This window comes from Rhodococcus sp. MS16, assembly GCF_013277795.1.
Lineage (GTDB): Bacteria > Actinomycetota > Actinomycetes > Mycobacteriales > Mycobacteriaceae > Rhodococcus_F > Rhodococcus_F globerula.
The window spans coordinates 106,470-121,859 of sequence record NZ_VBTM01000004.1; the positions used below are offsets into that span (position 1 = coordinate 106,470).

Consider the following 15,390-nt stretch of genomic DNA (forward strand, 5'->3'; position numbering starts at 1 on the left):
CGGAAATGTAGCGCAGCAATTACGGGCGATCGTACGTCGCAATTGTCGCGAGTGTCATAAGTCGTGAGGGTGTCATCGCCTATGTTCTTAGGTATGACTGACAATCCGAAGCTGTCTTCCGTTGTTCCTTCGCTGGCGAACCTGCGCGATATCGGGGGACCGGAGTCCCGATTCGGCGGTTCGGTGCGAACCGGCGCGGTGTACCGCTCCACCGATCTAGCGTCGCTCAGCAAAGAAGGCGAGCAGACGCTGGCCGACTTGGCCGTCACCACGATCTACGACCTGCGAACCGCCTCCGAGCGCGAAACAGCACCGGACCGGACCCCGGCCGGAATCCGGGAACTCGGACTGGACGTATTGGCGGACAAGCAGTATCGAGCTATCCCGGCCCAGATGCAGCAAATGATCGCCGATCCCCGGGCCGCGTCAGAGTTGCTGGGAAGCGGGCAGGCGCTCGAGTACTTCCAAGGCAGCTACCGCGATTTTGTGACCCTGCCCAGCGCGGTGGCGTCGTACCGCCAGTTGTTCCTCGATCTCGCAGAGCCAACCAGTGCGCCGGCACTCATTCACTGCACGACGGGTAAAGACCGGACGGGATGGGCCGCGGCGGCGCTGTTGCTCTTCCTGGGCGCGTCGAAGGACGCGGTGTTCGAGGACTACCTGCTGACGAACACGGTCCTGCTACCGCTGTTCGCGCCGCTCTTCGAGAAATTTGCCGCCACGGGAGGGGATCCGACGCTGCTCGAAGGCGTTCTGGGGGTACGGCCCGAGTACCTGGAGGCATCGCTTGCCGAACTGGAATCGGTGCACGGTTCCATCGAGGCGTATTTCACTGACGGGCTCAAGATCGACCAGGACACTCAGACTCGGTTGCGCGGCAACCTGATCGGCTGATCGCGGATTAGACGGCGCGGGCGCGTCGCCGGTATCCGACGGCGGCGACGATCCCGATGCCGATCGCGATACCGACCAGATCGGCGGCCGCGTCCCACACCGAACCGGAACGGGAAATCGGCAGGACTCCCTGCAGGACTTCGGACACCGCGGCAAACGCGATCAGCCACAGCGCCGTGAGCCACCAGGGGATTCTGGCGTGCAACGACGTCATCGCCAGAACGACGAACATCAATGTGTGGGTGACCTTGTCGCTGTTCTCCGGCCCGGACGGAACGGTGGATCCGGGGGAGAACAACATGATCAGTGCGATCACCACAGCGATGGCGAGTGGCCAGTACCGGTTGTACGTCATCCGCGCGTCACCGTGAGTTCGAGGGCGCCCTCGGCAAAACGCGAAACCGCATCAGTTGCGGTAGCAAGAGCCTCGTCGTGGCCGGATCTTGCCCAACCGGTGAGTTCGGCAGTGGCGCCGCGGGGCGTCAGCAGAACCTCCGCCAGAAGTTCACCGGTATTCGGTTGGCACACAGCCCACGAGTAGACGGTGTTCTCGGCCCACTGAGATGTCCGGAGATCTACGTAACCGGGGTCGCTGATCCCTCCGTCGGCAAGCGCCGGTCGGTCGTCGACGCGTTCGTCCGCGCGCAACGCTCGCAGATACCACGCGCCCGCATTGATCTCTATCGGGTCCATGAATTCAGGAATTCCTGTCGTCGCGACGTTTCTTCTTGCGTTCTTTGTCCGTCCCGAACAGCAGCGGGCCGGCCAGCGGAATGGCGAGGAACCACAGCCACGTACCGGTGACGAAGAAGAGGATGAGGGCAAGGATCGGGATGACCGCCATGATGCGACCGGACCAGTCGGGGTCGAACTTCCGCGCTGGAACCGAAGCTGATGTGGCGGGGGGAGATGGAACGGGATCGGGAAGATCCTTGAAAACCGGAGCGAGTTCACTGCGAGTTGTTGCAGCCGTGACGATTCCACTGCGCTCGTCGAACTCCGAGACAGTGAGGCGACCGGCTGCAAAATGCTCGGTCAGCGCCGTCAATGCCTGCTCACGTTCAGCAGTGCCGATACGAATGTCGGGAACATCAGCCATGAGTGACAGCCTACTCAAACGACTGTGCGCCTTTCCGGTAGTGGGAACTACCGGAAAGGCGCACACGCGAAGCCTGTTACTTAAGTTCTGCCAGAACCGTGCCCTGAGTGATGGCTGCGCCTGCCTCGACGGACAGTCCGGTGACGATACCGGCCTTGTGCGCGTTGACGGGGTTTTCCATCTTCATGGCCTCGAGGACAGCGATGAGGTCGCCTTCGGCAACTTCCTGGCCCTCGGTGACGGCAACCTTGACGACGGTGCCCTGCATCGGAGCGGTGACGGCGTCACCGGATGCTGCGCCGCCGCCCGCGCCGCCGCGCTTGCGTGCCTTCGGCTTCTTGCGGATGGCACCGGATGCTGCGCCGCCGCCGTTGCCGAGCGAGAACTGACCCGGGAGGGAAACCTCGACACGACGTCCACCGACCTCGACGACAACGTTCTGACGCGGCAGAGCCTCGTCCTCGTCGTCGACCGGTGCACCGGAACCGGCGTACGGCTCGATGGTGTTTTCCCAGTCGGTTTCGATCCACTTGGTGTAGATGTCGAACTTCTCGCCGTTGCCGACGAATGCCGGGTTCTCGACGATGTGGCGGTGGAACGGGAGGACGGTCGCGAGGCCGTCGATCTCGAACTCGGCCAGAGCGCGAGAAGCACGCTGGAGGGCTTCTTCGCGGTTGGCGCCGGTGACGATGAGCTTGGCGAGCATGGAGTCGAACTGGCCGCCGATGACGTCGCCGGCAACAACACCGGAATCGACGCGGACGCCGGGGCCCGAGGGCTCACGGTAGACGGAAACGGGGCCGGGGGCGGGCATGAAGCCGCGGCCGGCGTCTTCGCCGTTGATGCGGAACTCGAAGGAGTGTCCACGCGGGGTGGGATCTTCCTTGATGGAGAGCTCTTCACCGTTGGCGATGAGGAACTGCTGACGCACCAGGTCGATGCCTGCGGTCTCTTCCGTGACAGGGTGCTCGACCTGCAGGCGGGTGTTGACCTCGAGGAAGGAGATGGTGTCGCCCTGAACGAGGTACTCGACCGTTCCGGCGCCGTAGTAGCCGGCTTCCTTGCAAATCGCCTTGGCGGACGCGTGGATGCGTGCGCGCTGGTCGTCCGTCAGGAAGGGGGCCGGAGCCTCTTCGACGAGCTTCTGGAAACGACGCTGCAGCGAGCAGTCGCGGGTACCGGCAACAACAACGTTGCCGTGCTGGTCGGCGATGACCTGAGCTTCGACGTGGCGCGCCTTGTCGAGGTACTGCTCGACGAAGCACTCGCCGCGACCGAAGGCGGCGATGGCCTCACGGGTAGCGGACTCGAACAGCTCGGGGATTTCCTCGATGGTCTGGGCGACCTTCATGCCGCGTCCACCGCCGCCGAATGCTGCCTTGATGGCAACCGGTACACCGAATTCCTTGGCGAACGCGACGACCTCGTCGGCACCCTTGACGGGGTCCTTGGTGCCGGCTGCCATCGGAGCCTTGGCGCGCTCGGCGATGTGACGAGCGGTGACCTTGTCGCCGAGGTCGCGGATGGACTGCGGTGATGGACCGATCCAGATGAGGTTCGCGTCGATGACGGCCTGGGCGAAGTCGGCGTTCTCGGAGAGGAAGCCGTAGCCCGGGTGAATGGCGTCGGCGCCGGACTTACGGGCTGCGTCGAGAATCTTGTCGAATACGAGGTAGGACTCGGCGGAGGTCTGTCCACCGAGGGCAAACGCCTCGTCTGCGAGCTTCACGAACTGTGCGTCGGCATCGGGTTCGGCGTAGACAGCGACGCTGCCGTAGCCGGCGTCCTTGGCTGCCCGAATGACCCGCACCGCGATCTCACCGCGGTTTGCGACAAGCACCTTCGTAATGTGCGCGCTGGCATGACTGGGCACTGAGCCTCCTGTAGTTCGCATTATCTGTCTCCTCGGTGCACTGACGGAGCAGTCACCGTCGGAGTTTTACTGGCATCGCTTCGGAGTGTATTCATCGCTTCGATGCAGGTTGTAACCGGATCGGTCTACCTGGGCCGTGCTCACGAAACGGTTTGCAAAGCTACCGACGAGTAGCCGGGAGCGTCGTTTGTCGGGTTCTTCTCTTCGTTGCCGACGACCGTTTCTTCGATCGCTCGACGGAACGCCGCCACATACCTGTGCACCGACGAGTTTGCGGTGTCGTTGTTGGGATAGCGCACAGCCAGATTGAGACCCTGTGGTGTTCGATTGATCCAGAGGTAGACGTCATGGGTGTATGCCTTGCTGCGCAGCGCGCGTGCCTTCCATTCCGGCCACTGTGCTGCTTCCGGGACAAATCGAACATCCATGTAGGACACCACAAATCGAGGCCGGATCGGAGTTCCGAGTTTCTCTCCGATGCGATCGAACGGTATCGCTGCCGCCGGTTTGCGCATGGACATCGATGTGGCAGCCCGCTCGGCGAGAGTGTCGAAGGAGCGGTCGGAATCAATCGGGATGTCCAGTGGACACAAACCGACGAACCACCCCAGCGCGCCGGCCCATTCCTGAGCGGTGCGAGTGTGGATCGGCGTCACGACCCGGAAATGATCGACCCCGGCGACGTCATGTCCGACGGCGGCAAGGCGGCCGAGCAGTCCCGCGAAGTAGCCGACCCCGCTCGCGGCGCACTTGGCGCTGAACGCCTTCGACTGATCGGTGTCGAGAAGCCACGTCGATAGCCCGTTCTGGGACTCCGGACCCCGGTCGCCGATAGGCAGTGGAAACTGGGGGAGTCCGCCGTCTTCCATGGCCTCTCGCCAGACGTCGAGAGCGGCGTCCTCGGCGTCTTGATCGGCCATCTGCTGGCGTTCCTGTGCCCCGAAATCGACGTAGCTGCCGACCGGGAACAAGTTGGCAGGCTGGCCCGTCAGATTCTCGCGATACAGCGACGCGATCTCGTGTGCGATCAGGACGATGGAAAAACCGTCGATGATCGAGTGATCGGCCGCGAAGAACACTGTGAAGGGGCCGTCGTCGGTTCGAGGTGTGAGGGTCGCGAACACGTACGACGGCCAACTGTGCGGTGACGCAAACTCGTCGAACAGGCGGTGCAGGTGCTCGAAGTTGACCTGGCTCGGCGAGTTGTATCCGTGATCGACAACGCCGATGTCGATTCCGTTCACGGGAACCGTGTGCCGAATTATCTCACCCGACTCGGTATCGAGTGACGTGTGCGAGCGAAGAACTTCGTGCCGATCGATCCACTGCTGCAAGGTAATTCGGAAAGCCTCGAGATCGAGTGGTCCGGGGATCTCGAACGCCGTTCCGAGCCAGGACTGCCCGCCCGCGCCCGCGGACGAGCGCTGCAGGTGCGCCTCGTGGATGTACGACGCCGGGCGCGGATCAGGCGTCCATTGACCGGTTGCGCACGGAAGCCATTCGACGAGCGATCCACTGGGAATCGCGTAGTCGGCAAGTTCGGTGAATTCCATGTTCTTGTACTCAGCCCCGCAAACGACGCTTGATACGGGCGAGCATCGCGGACATGCCGCGCAGACGAAGGGGACTGACCGCTTCCGCGAGACCGAGCGCCGAGTAGAAATCGTCGGGAACCGCAAGAATCGCGTCCGCGCTCTGACCGTCGAGGCCCTGCGCCAGGATGGAGGCAAAGCCACGAGTGGTCGGGGCTTCTGCGGGCGCGCTGAAATACAGCCGGACCTTGTCACGATCGGCATCGTCCACCGAAAGGAACAGCGGCGACTGACATTCCGGAACTGGTTCCATGGCGTCTTGTTCGAGTTCGGCGGGTAGCGGCGGCAACTCGCGACTGAACTCGAGAAGGAGAGTGAGCTTGTCGGAGGTGCCGACGGCTGCGAAGTCGTCGACTATCTCCGCCAGTGGCTCAGGTAATTCGCTCATGCCGATGCTCCGGCGGGAACGTCTCCGGGTTCTTCGCCGACAGCGATCGGAACGCGCACGGCATTGCCCCACTCGGTCCACGAACCGTCGTAGTTGCGGACGTCGGGGTACCCGAGGAGGTGTGTGAGGACAAACCACGTGTGGCTCGAGCGCTCACCGATACGGCAGTACGCAACGATCTTGTCTTCGCGCGACAGGTCACCGTAGATCTCGTCGAGTTCTGCGCGCGTGCGGAAACGGCTGTCAGGGGCGGCGGCCTTGGCCCACGGAATGCTCCGGGCGCTGGGGATGTGACCTCCGCGCAGCGCGCCTTCCTCTGGGTAATCGGGCATGTGGGTGCGCTCGCCGGTGTACTCCTGCGGTGACCGCACGTCGATCAGCGGTCCGCCGCCGAGATGCGCCAGGACGTCGTCCTTGAAGGCGCGGATGGGAGCGTCGTTACGCGCGGTCACCGGGTAACCGGTGGACGTGGCAAACGGGACGTCGAACGAGGTGTCGCGGTTCTCCGCAATCCACGCGTCGCGGCCGCCGTCGAGCAGACGGACGTCCTCGTGTCCGAACAGGGTGAACACCCACAGAGCGTATGCCGCCCACCAGTTGCTCTTGTCGCCGTAGATGACAACGGTGTCGTCGCGGCTGATGCCCTTGCGGTTCATCAGGTCGGCAAAGGCCTCGCCGTCGATGTAATCGCGGGTGACCCGATCGTTGAGGTCGAGGTGCCAGTCGATCTTGACGGCACCGGGGATGTGCCCGATGTCGTACAGCAGAACGTCCTCGTCGGATTCGACCACCTTCAGTCCCGGCGCACCGATATTCGCCGACAGCCATTCAGTAGAGACCAACCGGTCGGGATTACTGAACTCGGCAAACGCGGGTAAAGGATCGGGGGCAACGGGCACGGGTGGCTCCTGTAAGGCGAATCGATCGGGTCGATAGACGGACTCCAACGATTCTAGGCGCTCCCCGCGTGGGAGTCGCTCGAATGCGTGCGAGGGCTCCCGCTCCCGCTGCCCCGAACCAGGTCGGGCTAGATCAGCGGTGTTCCTGCTCCGATCGCCGAATCCCTCAATTGTTCGGTCAGACTTCCGATCGGCGTCACGCCGCGCTTGCAGATGTCATGGAGTATCCGGTCCAGTTCGGTGAGGAAGTTCACCATCGTGACGTTCGCTACGTCGGTGTCCGGGAACCTCGATCGCAGTGACAAGCCGCGGTTTGTCCGTGAAATCCAGAACTGTGCGTCGTCGGCCACGGTGACGTTGCTGATGTGGTGAGCGTTGAGTTCGTCGTGATCGTCGGTGCCTGGAAGCCTGCGGTAGTCGATGTACGAGACCATGAAGACATCAGTGCGAGTGCGACGGATCTTCTCGCCCAACGCATCACGAACTTGTGCCATCGTGAGACCTTCGAGTGTCAGTGCCACCCGGAACGACGCGTGCGTATGTGCCAGCGACGCCCCGAAATCACCGTCCGGGGTGACCCGCACGGTGATCGGCGCGCTCGTGGTGAGCCACCCGATTGCGTCCGCCCAGCGGGGGTCCTTACGGATGTGCAACGGAAACTGCAGTGGCAGTGTGGATTTCCCGGTAGTTGATTCCGTGGTCATTCCCATCGCCGTGAGAACTCCGGTGAAGACACTGCCACCTGCCGCGGTGCAGATCGAGTCGAATTCCGCTGTCCGTTCGGCATCGAGGAGAACCCGCACGTCCGCTCCTTGCGGCGCCGGATGTCCGGCCTCCACACCGAGATCGAGGGGGAAACTCGGCGACGTGCCGCCACAGATTTCGTAGAACCGCTCCCACTCTCGCAAGCGGGGATCGTTCTCGATGGGAACGAGCCCGTCGGCTTCCAGTTCGCAGTAGCGCACGAAGCTGCCCGGATCACCCAGGTGGCTCATCACGTCGGCAACAGCACTCGCGTCGTCGAGCGCGGGGAGCGCGTTCAAGCCCTCGTAGATCTGACGGAGCTCACCGAGTGCGATGACCAGTGAATAGCCGTCCACCAATGTGTGGTCGAATGCGCTCAGGACTGTGTAGTGCTCGGCGCGCTCCACCGTCGCGAAGGTGTACGCGGGGAACGTCAAGGGATCGCAGACCTCGGTGAACCGCTTCTTGAGATGGCTGCGCAGTTCCGCAGTGGTGGCCGTGGTCATCGGTTCCGACGTGACGATAGTTGCGGTCGCATGGTCCAGATCCATCCGAACCGCACCGAACTCGCCGACCTCGAAGCCGGTGTGCAACGTGTCGTGGCGACTGATGAACAGTCGCAGAGCCAGATCCAGTGCCGGACGGTTCAATTGGCCGGGGAGATCGAAAGCTGCTGCCATCCAGACGCTTCGGCCGACGCCATGGGTGCGCGCCGTCTCGAGGTGGAAATGCTGATTGTAGGACGGCGGAATCGCGGATTCGGTGACAGCGTCGTCAGCCGGCTGCAGCGACCATTCGGTGACGACGCCGGGTTCGAGGCCGTAACGGTCGATCGATGTCACATGCATCAGGCGACACCCGACGCGCGTGAAATCGAGTAATCACCCTGGGTGGCAACAGTTGTGATGACGTTCGCCAGGTGCTTCGCGAAACGGGTGACCGACTCGTGCGCGGTCGGTGTGTCGGGATGGGAAATCGCCATCCAGGTACCGGTCTGCACCCGATTGATCCACATGGAGGCGATCTGCGTTTCCTTACCGCCGACAATGCCGGTGGCATTGGTCTCGACGTAGGTTTCCGATCCAGGCGTGCGGCGGCCGTCGATGTAGGAGACGATGGGGGGCGGCGTCAATGTCTTCGTAATTCCGGTCGACGCTCCCGCTTCACCCATGGCGGCGAGCACGACGTCGATCACTTGTTGCACCGATACGTGCAGGAGTGACTTGCCCCGGTGATACGCCTGCTGGCCGATCTCGGCCAATTGCGTGAACGTCTGTTGCTCCCCGATGTCGATTCCGACCGGAATGAGATTGACGTACCAACCTTGGGAGAACGTGTCGGCTTCTGATCGAGTGCTGACCGGCGAGAGCGCGATGAACTTGTCGCGGCCGGCCAATTCGAATTCGGTAATAGCGAGCGCAGTGAAAATTCCACCGATGAAATTCGATCCGTTCTCCTTGCAGACGGCCCCGAATTTCTCGCATTCGATATCGTCGGCCAATTCGAACCGCGATCCGATCGCGGGTTTCGGGGTGTCCTCGGCACCGAGCGGCAAGGCAAATCCCGGGAACGACCCACCGCTGCGCATGAGGTAGCCGAGCCACTCGTGAACCTCGGGAGATTCCATGGTCAAGGTCGCGGAGAGTTCCTGCTCGGCTCGACCCAGCTGGGCGTAACTACCCGCAGCTGGAAGCTCGATGTCGGTTCCGGTCGTTTCGGCGGCGTAGCACGCGCGCAGCTCCGCGTACGTCAGCACCATCGAATACATGTCGGTGTGCGCATGATCGATCGCGTGGAAGAGTGTGAAGCCGGGTGATTGGGGCGAGAGGTGCTCCACCGCGCCGAAGACAAACGCGGGCCAACCCAATCCGCTGGTCTCGGTGGCAAACTTTCGCTCGACCAGAGCGCGGACGTCCTCCGGGTCGCTCAGCTCCTGGCCTTCTCGGTATGTGAGATCGATGGTTTCCGGCGGCACCACATGGCGTCGCACCGGAAAGTTCGGGTCGCTCGGATCGGCCATCGCAGCGTCGAACGAGAACCAACTGTGCAGAGTGTCGTGCCGGCGGACGTACTTCGTCAGCGCACGCGTCATCGCCGCGCGGTCGAGCGGGCCGTCGAAATCGAAGGCGATGCCGATCCACGGCGATTGGGGATCACCGTTCTCAGCAGCGATCCGCGCACGTCGGAAGTGACGGTCCTGCATCGTTGTAGGAGGTAGATCCCGATTGATCTCTGCTCCGGCAGCGCTCGCGGCGCAGGCATCCGTGACCCCCCATTCGACCACCCTTCCGGGTTGTGGACGCCAATGGGTGATCAGATTCAGATCCATCGAGTAGGGCTCCTGCGCATGTCGTAAGAGAAGGTCCGTCCTGGAACTGGACAGACGATGAACTATCGCATTCGGGAGAACGGATTGTCTGTTCTTCCCTGTTCTAAACCGATAATGATTACAACCACACCTACCGGACATTGTGGTCATCTCCATAGTGACGTATCCAGAATGCCGTCATATGGACAGGGTGGCAACAACCTCGTCTAGTGTGGCCGGGTGCTTCCCACTACCCGTGATCGGTCGTCCACCCCGTCGTCACTGACGCCGTGGCTCGGCCTCGCGACCAGCCTCGCCGCGGCATTCATGCAGTTGCTCGATGCAACGATCGTGAACGTGGCATTGCCCAGCATCGCCGTCGATCTGGGCGCCGGTGTCTCCGCACAGCTGCTGATGGTGAGTGTGTACGTCCTGGCATTTGCCTGTTCCCTCATTACCGCAGCGCGTCTGGGCGACCTGTGGGGGCGTCGTGCGGTGTTCCTGACCGCATTGTCGGTGTTCGTGGTCGCGTCATTGCTCTGTGGACTGGCGCAGAGTGCCACGATGCTCATTGTCTGTCGTGGTTTGCAGGGTCTTGCGGCAGGCTCGATGTCCGCGCAGACGTTTGCGATCATCTCGGGATTGTTTCCGAAATCCCGTCATCCACGGGTGTTCGGGATCTACGGAGCAACTATCGGTCTGGCGACGGTCAGTGGCCCGCTGATCGGCGGACTGCTGATCGAATGGAATCTCTTCGACTGGGGTTGGCGGCTGATTTTCTTCGTCAATATCCCGATCGGCATCGCCGCACTGATCGTGGGCTACTTCCATCTTGCCGACGCCAAGGCGGATTCTGTTCGTTCGCTCGATCTGGTGGGCGCGCTGCTGTCGTCCGTCGCGCTCTTCTTGCTCATCTTCCCCCTGGCCGAGGGTCGCGCCCGCGGGTGGCCCACCCCGCTCGTCGTGATGATCGCGGCGTCGGTTCCGATCGCAGTGGCGTTTGTCCTCTACGAATATCGATTGGGAAAACACGGCGGCGATCCCGTTCTGCGCCTCGAACTCTTTCGAGACCGAGCATTTGCCGTCGGCGCAGCCCTGGCCTTCGTGTTCTTCGGCACTTTGACGTCATTGATCTTCACGATCAGCCTGACGCTGCAGTTCGGGTTCGGGTTCTCCCCACTTCGTGCCGGCGTCATGACGTTGCCATGGGCAGTGGGAATGGGGGTGGCGGCGGTGCTCTCGTCGGCGGTCTACCGGCTGCTCGGCAACCGCGTACTCATTGTGGGAATGGTGGTTTTTGCCGGATCACTGCTGACGCTCTCGACGATTCTCGAAAAGGTGGGGACCGATCCGTCCTGGCTTTCCCTGGCCGGGCCGCTGCTGATCGGCGGCGCCGGACTCGGTCTGTTCGTCGCGCCGTTGCAGACGGCCATTCTTGCTTCGGTGCGGCCACAACACGCAGGTTCGGTGTCTGGCCTGCTGCCCACCGTGCAACAGGTGGGGAGCTCGATCGGGCTGGCGCTGATCGGAGTCGTGTTCTTTTCGCTCGTCGCCGGCAATGCGCCCGCCGCGGTGCAAGGGGAGCGCGAGAACTACGTCGCGACGCTCGAGGCTGCCGGCCTGAACGAAGGTATCCGCGACATTGCCGAGAAGACCTTTGTCGATTGTGCGACAAGCCAACTCGAATCCGGCTCGCCGATGACGGTGGCGCCGGAATGCAGTTCGAAAGGTTCCGCAGTCGCAGCGAGTGGCCCCGCTCAGGTGGCCGTCACGGCAGCGTATGCGTCCACCAGATCAGCGGCGGGAGAAGCCTTCCTGCAGGCCCAGCGCAGCGTGCTGACGATCATTTCCGTCATCGCGCTGGCAATTGCACTTGCATCGCTGGGGCTGCCGAAGGTCAATATTCTGGTGATGGAAGATCAGAAGACGCTCTGAGTGCGCCACAGATCGGAGACGGAGACACCGACGCGTTCCAAAAGGGTTCGCACCAAAGGTAATCCGATACCGATCACACTCGACGGGTCGCCCTCGATCTTCTCGACGAACCATCCACCAAGGCTGTCCAGCGTGAAAGCGCCTGCAACCTGGAGGGGTTCGCCCGTGGCGAGATAGGCCTCGAGATCATCGGTGGACGGATTCGCGAAATGCACCACCGTGGCGCTGTGATCGGACGCGACGCGCACTATTTGGCCTTCGATCACCCGCATCACACAATGACCGGTGAGCAGAGTGGCACTACGGCCCGCCATCGCGGCCCACCGACGCCGCGCAACTTCGACACTGCCCGGCTTTCCGTGCAGTTCACCATCGATCAGAAGCATCGAATCACAGCCGACGACAACAACATCGGTCAAACCGTCTGCCGCCAGGCCGGGAACGATCTCCGCGGCCTTTGCCTCGGCCAGCACCGTGACCACCTTCTGCGGGGCCGCACCCGGTCCGAGTTCACCCGCGATCTTGTCTTCGTCGACACCGGAAACACGTACAACAGGCAAAACCCCGGCCGCCCGCAAAACTGCGAGGCGTGCCGGGGATGCCGAAGCCAGAACTAGTTGAGTCACACAAGCAGGCTAGATCAGGTGCGCTACCCGAACGGGTTCAGGTACGTCGTCCGAACGGGTTCAGGTACGAGTACGGCGAGAACGGCGCACGCGTGCGATGGAACTGCGTCGGATCTCCCCACGTTTCGCTCGGGAGCGACTCGGCCGGAGCCGAACCACCCGATGCAGCGGCAAGGACGCTGACCAGCGCGGCAATCTCGACGTCGGTGGGCGAACCCTTGACGATCTTGATGACCGACGCATCCGAAACCGGGGTTTCGGCCTTTTCGGTCACCGCGGAGTCAGCGACGGCGCCGTCGACATCGGCACCGTTGACGGACGAAGTCGCCACAACTGTGACCTCTTCCGTCGTGATGTCCTCGGTAACTGTGCTCATAGGGGAATGTTCCCATGCTTCTTGGGCGGAAGGGAAACGGACTTGCGCTCGAGCAGGCGCAGAGCGGCAACGATCTGACCGCGGGTGTGCGACGGCGGGATCACAGCGTCGACGTATCCACGCTCGGCCGCTACGTACGGGTTGACGAGGGTGTCCTCGTACTCGTTCTGCAGCTTCAAGCGCAATGCGTCGACGTCGTCACCGTTCTTCGCGGCTTCGAGAAGCTGCTTGCGGTAGACGAATCCGACGGCTCCCGATGCGCCCATGACGGCGATCTGCGCAGTCGGCCAGGCCAGGTTGAGGTCGGCGCCCATGTGCTTGGAGCCCATGACGTCGTACGCTCCGCCGTATGCCTTGCGGGTGATGACGGTGATCTTGCCCACAGTGGCCTCGCCGTACGCGTACAGCAACTTCGCGCCGCGGCGGATGATGCCGTTGTACTCCTGCTCGGTACCCGGGAGGAAGCCGGGAACGTCGACGAGGGTGATGATAGGGACGTTGAACGCGTCGCAGGTGCGGACGAAGCGCGCAGCCTTCTCGGACGCGTCGATGTCGAGGCAACCGGCGAACTGCATCGGCTGGTTGGCGACGATACCGACGCTGCGGCCGTCGACGCGGCCGAAGCCGACGATGATGTTCATCGCACGCTCGGCCTGGACCTCGAGGAACTCGTCGTCGTCGAGGATGCGGCGGATGACCTCGTGCATGTCGTACGGCTGGTTCGCCGAATCCGGGATGAGGGTGTCGAGTTCGATGTCCTCGGCGGTGAGGCTCTCCTCGATGGAACCGACGATCGGATCGGTGATCTCGCCGCGCGGTGCTGCTGCCTGGTTGTTGGACGGCAGGTAGCTCAGCAGGTCCTTGACGTAGTCGAGGGCATCCTGCTCGCCGGACGCGACGTAGTGCGCGACACCGGACTTGACCATGTGGGTGCGTGCGCCGCCCAGGTCTTCCATGGTGACGTCTTCGCCGGTGACGGTCTTGATGACGTCGGGGCCGGTGACGAACATCTGCGAGGTCTCGTCGACCATCACGACGAAGTCCGTCAGCGCGGGGGAGTACACGTGGCCACCGGCGGCGGGGCCCATGATCAGGGAGATCTGTGGGATGACACCGGACGCCTGAACGTTGCGGTGGAAGATCTCGCCGTACAGGCCGAGCGAGACGACGCCTTCCTGGATGCGGGCTCCTGCGCCTTCGTTGATGCCGACCAGCGGGCGGCCGGTACGGATCGCGAGGTCCATGACCTTGACGATCTTCTCGCCGTAGATTTCGCCGAGCGATCCACCGAAGACGGTGGCGTCCTGGCTGAAGACGCAGACGTCGCGGCCGTCGATGGTGCCGTAACCGGTGACGACGCCGTCGCCGACGGGACGGTTCTCGGCCAGGCCGAAGTTCACCGAGCGGTGACGGGCCAGGGCGTCGAGTTCGACGAACGAACCCTCGTCGAGAAGGGCGGTGATGCGCTCACGGGCGGTCAGCTTGCCTTTGGCATGCACTTTGTCGATGGCGGCTTCGCCACTCGGTGCTTGCGCCTGCGCTTGCCGGATCCGCAGATCCGCGAGCTTTCCCGCGGTCGTATGGATATCGGGTGCGGTCGCCGCCTCCGGCGCGTTGGGCTCTTGGACAGTGGTCATGAGTCGTGAGCTTAACGAGCGTACTCGGGCCGGTTCGAAGGCAGGTCCGATTGTTGCGGTTTCGTCCGCCTAAGCTACTGACCAGTACATTTTGCTCGTCGCCTTAGGCTGGGACTATGTGGACTGATCTGAACCGACCACCCCTCGATCAAGCGTCGCTGCGACGCGCACTCGTGCGCAGCGACAGCGGTAGCGATGCACGTGCGTTCTGGAACCGGCTCGACGTCGTCGAGAGCACCGGGTCGACCAACGCGGACCTCTTGGCACGCGCGTCGGATCCGGGCGCCGATCGTCATGTGCTGATCGCCGAACATCAGGAAAGCGCGCGCGGGCGACACGCGCGCACGTGGGTTAGTCCCGCGCAGGCGCAGATATCGATGTCGGTTCTGCTGGGGATGCCCGGACTGAACCTCGCCGACATGGGTTGGCTGCCGCTGCTCACCGGTATCGCCGTCGTCGACGCATTGCGCACGGTGGCCGAGGTGCCCGCAGAACTGAAGTGGCCCAACGACGTTCTGATCGGTGACAAGAAAGTGGCCGGCATTCTCGCCGAGGTCGCGCGGACCACCCCGGAACCCGCGGTGGTCGTGGGAATCGGATTGAACGTGAGTCTGGGCGCCGAGGAACTGCCGGTGCCGACGGCCACGTCGCTCCTTCTCGAAAACGCGGAAACCGTTGACCGGGACACGTTGGTGCGGGCACTGGCACGGGAACTGGCGAGGCAGTTCCGCGGCTGGGAGAACTCCGGGTGGGATACCGGGGCGCTGGCAGCCGAATATCGCGAGCGCTGCGGAACTCTCGGCAAACGGGTACGTGCTGTCTTGCCGGGGGACAAGGAAGTTTTCGGCACGGCGACGGACATCGACACCTCCGGTCGCGTGGTCATCGAGATCGAGGGAAGTGGTGGCGAGACGTTTGCCGTTGCCGCCGGTGACATCACGCATCTGCGGGCGGCGCCGATCACGGACTAGAAAAACAGCGAGTCGTGTCCGTTTTTGACCGCTCGGGTGCTATTTTTC

Annotated in this window: 15 protein-coding genes; 3 read left to right on the top strand and 12 right to left on the bottom strand. The window is 63.0% G+C overall.

Translation table 11 applies throughout. The annotated features are described in order from the left end of the window. The first annotated feature begins 93 nt into the window (after positions 1 to 93). Complete coding sequence (locus FEZ60_RS09970; protein ID WP_045071165.1) at positions 94 to 894, top strand: tyrosine-protein phosphatase; 801 nt, start codon at positions 94 to 96, stop codon at positions 892 to 894. A 7-nt stretch (positions 895 to 901) separates the two neighbouring features. Here the strand turns inward: FEZ60_RS09970 and FEZ60_RS09975 are convergent, their stop codons facing one another. The 9 genes from FEZ60_RS09975 to FEZ60_RS10015 form a co-directional block, all read right to left on the bottom strand. After that, on the bottom strand, positions 902 to 1,249 hold the full coding sequence (locus FEZ60_RS09975; RefSeq protein ID WP_045070628.1) for a VanZ family protein: 348 nt from the start codon (positions 1,247 to 1,249) through the stop codon (positions 902 to 904). Next, positions 1,246 to 1,587: a hypothetical protein gene (locus FEZ60_RS09980; RefSeq protein WP_172936043.1), complete on the bottom strand. Its 342-nt coding sequence runs from the start codon at positions 1,585 to 1,587 to the stop codon at positions 1,246 to 1,248. The genes FEZ60_RS09975 and FEZ60_RS09980 overlap by 4 nt, the downstream gene beginning before the upstream one ends. 4 nt (positions 1,588 to 1,591) lie before the next feature. Beyond that, on the bottom strand, positions 1,592 to 1,993 hold the full coding sequence (locus FEZ60_RS09985) for a DUF1707 domain-containing protein (RefSeq protein ID WP_172936044.1): 402 nt from the start codon (positions 1,991 to 1,993) through the stop codon (positions 1,592 to 1,594). A 76-nt stretch (positions 1,994 to 2,069) separates the two neighbouring features. After that, positions 2,070 to 3,866 carry an acetyl/propionyl/methylcrotonyl-CoA carboxylase subunit alpha gene (locus tag FEZ60_RS09990; RefSeq protein WP_033231230.1) on the bottom strand — a complete coding sequence of 599 codons (1,797 nt, stop codon included), beginning with the start codon at positions 3,864 to 3,866 and terminating at the stop codon, positions 2,070 to 2,072. 140 nt (positions 3,867 to 4,006) lie between these two features. Next, positions 4,007 to 5,419: a condensation domain-containing protein gene (locus FEZ60_RS09995; RefSeq protein ID WP_172936045.1), complete on the bottom strand. Its 1,413-nt coding sequence runs from the start codon at positions 5,417 to 5,419 to the stop codon at positions 4,007 to 4,009. Positions 5,420 to 5,429: 10 nt separating this feature from the next. Continuing rightward, positions 5,430 to 5,846 carry a SufE family protein gene (locus FEZ60_RS10000; RefSeq protein WP_033231228.1) on the bottom strand — a complete coding sequence of 139 codons (417 nt, stop codon included), beginning with the start codon at positions 5,844 to 5,846 and terminating at the stop codon, positions 5,430 to 5,432. Beyond that, positions 5,843 to 6,745 (bottom strand): sulfurtransferase, encoded by a 903-nt coding sequence (locus FEZ60_RS10005; protein WP_045070622.1) that lies wholly within the window; start codon positions 6,743 to 6,745, stop codon positions 5,843 to 5,845. Before FEZ60_RS10005 ends, FEZ60_RS10000 begins: the two co-directional genes overlap by 4 nt. 128 nt (positions 6,746 to 6,873) lie before the next feature. Further along, the gene (locus tag FEZ60_RS10010) at positions 6,874 to 8,337 is read right to left on the bottom strand and encodes a condensation domain-containing protein (RefSeq protein ID WP_045070621.1); all 1,464 of its coding nucleotides are present in this window, start codon (positions 8,335 to 8,337) and stop codon (positions 6,874 to 6,876) included. Next, positions 8,337 to 9,818 carry a condensation domain-containing protein gene (locus FEZ60_RS10015; protein WP_033231225.1) on the bottom strand — a complete coding sequence of 494 codons (1,482 nt, stop codon included), beginning with the start codon at positions 9,816 to 9,818 and terminating at the stop codon, positions 8,337 to 8,339. The genes FEZ60_RS10010 and FEZ60_RS10015 overlap by 1 nt, the downstream gene beginning before the upstream one ends. 219 nt (positions 9,819 to 10,037) lie before the next feature. Between FEZ60_RS10015 and FEZ60_RS10020 the strand changes: the two genes are divergently transcribed. Next, positions 10,038 to 11,732, top strand: a complete 1,695-nt coding sequence (locus FEZ60_RS10020) for a DHA2 family efflux MFS transporter permease subunit (protein ID WP_257013076.1) — start codon at positions 10,038 to 10,040, stop codon at positions 11,730 to 11,732. On the opposite strand, the gene FEZ60_RS10025 is transcribed toward FEZ60_RS10020, so the two are convergent. The 3 genes from FEZ60_RS10025 to FEZ60_RS10035 are packed head-to-tail and all read right to left on the bottom strand — an operon-like array spanning position 11,717 to position 14,371. After that, positions 11,717 to 12,358 carry a Maf family nucleotide pyrophosphatase gene (locus tag FEZ60_RS10025; RefSeq protein ID WP_172936046.1) on the bottom strand — a complete coding sequence of 214 codons (642 nt, stop codon included), beginning with the start codon at positions 12,356 to 12,358 and terminating at the stop codon, positions 11,717 to 11,719. The two genes, FEZ60_RS10020 and FEZ60_RS10025, sit on opposite strands and share 16 nt — an antisense overlap. Positions 12,359 to 12,395: 37 nt before the next feature. Continuing rightward, the gene (locus FEZ60_RS10030) at positions 12,396 to 12,734 is read right to left on the bottom strand and encodes an acyl-CoA carboxylase epsilon subunit (RefSeq protein ID WP_033231223.1); all 339 of its coding nucleotides are present in this window, start codon (positions 12,732 to 12,734) and stop codon (positions 12,396 to 12,398) included. Beyond that, positions 12,731 to 14,371, bottom strand: a complete 1,641-nt coding sequence (locus FEZ60_RS10035) for an acyl-CoA carboxylase subunit beta (RefSeq protein WP_033231222.1) — start codon at positions 14,369 to 14,371, stop codon at positions 12,731 to 12,733. Before FEZ60_RS10035 ends, FEZ60_RS10030 begins: the two co-directional genes overlap by 4 nt. Positions 14,372 to 14,487: 116 nt before the next feature. Here FEZ60_RS10035 and FEZ60_RS10040 point away from each other — a divergent pair, with 116 nt between their 5' ends. Further along, positions 14,488 to 15,342, top strand: a complete 855-nt coding sequence (locus FEZ60_RS10040; protein ID WP_172936047.1) for a biotin--[acetyl-CoA-carboxylase] ligase — start codon at positions 14,488 to 14,490, stop codon at positions 15,340 to 15,342. The last annotated feature ends 48 nt before the right edge of the window (positions 15,343 to 15,390 follow it).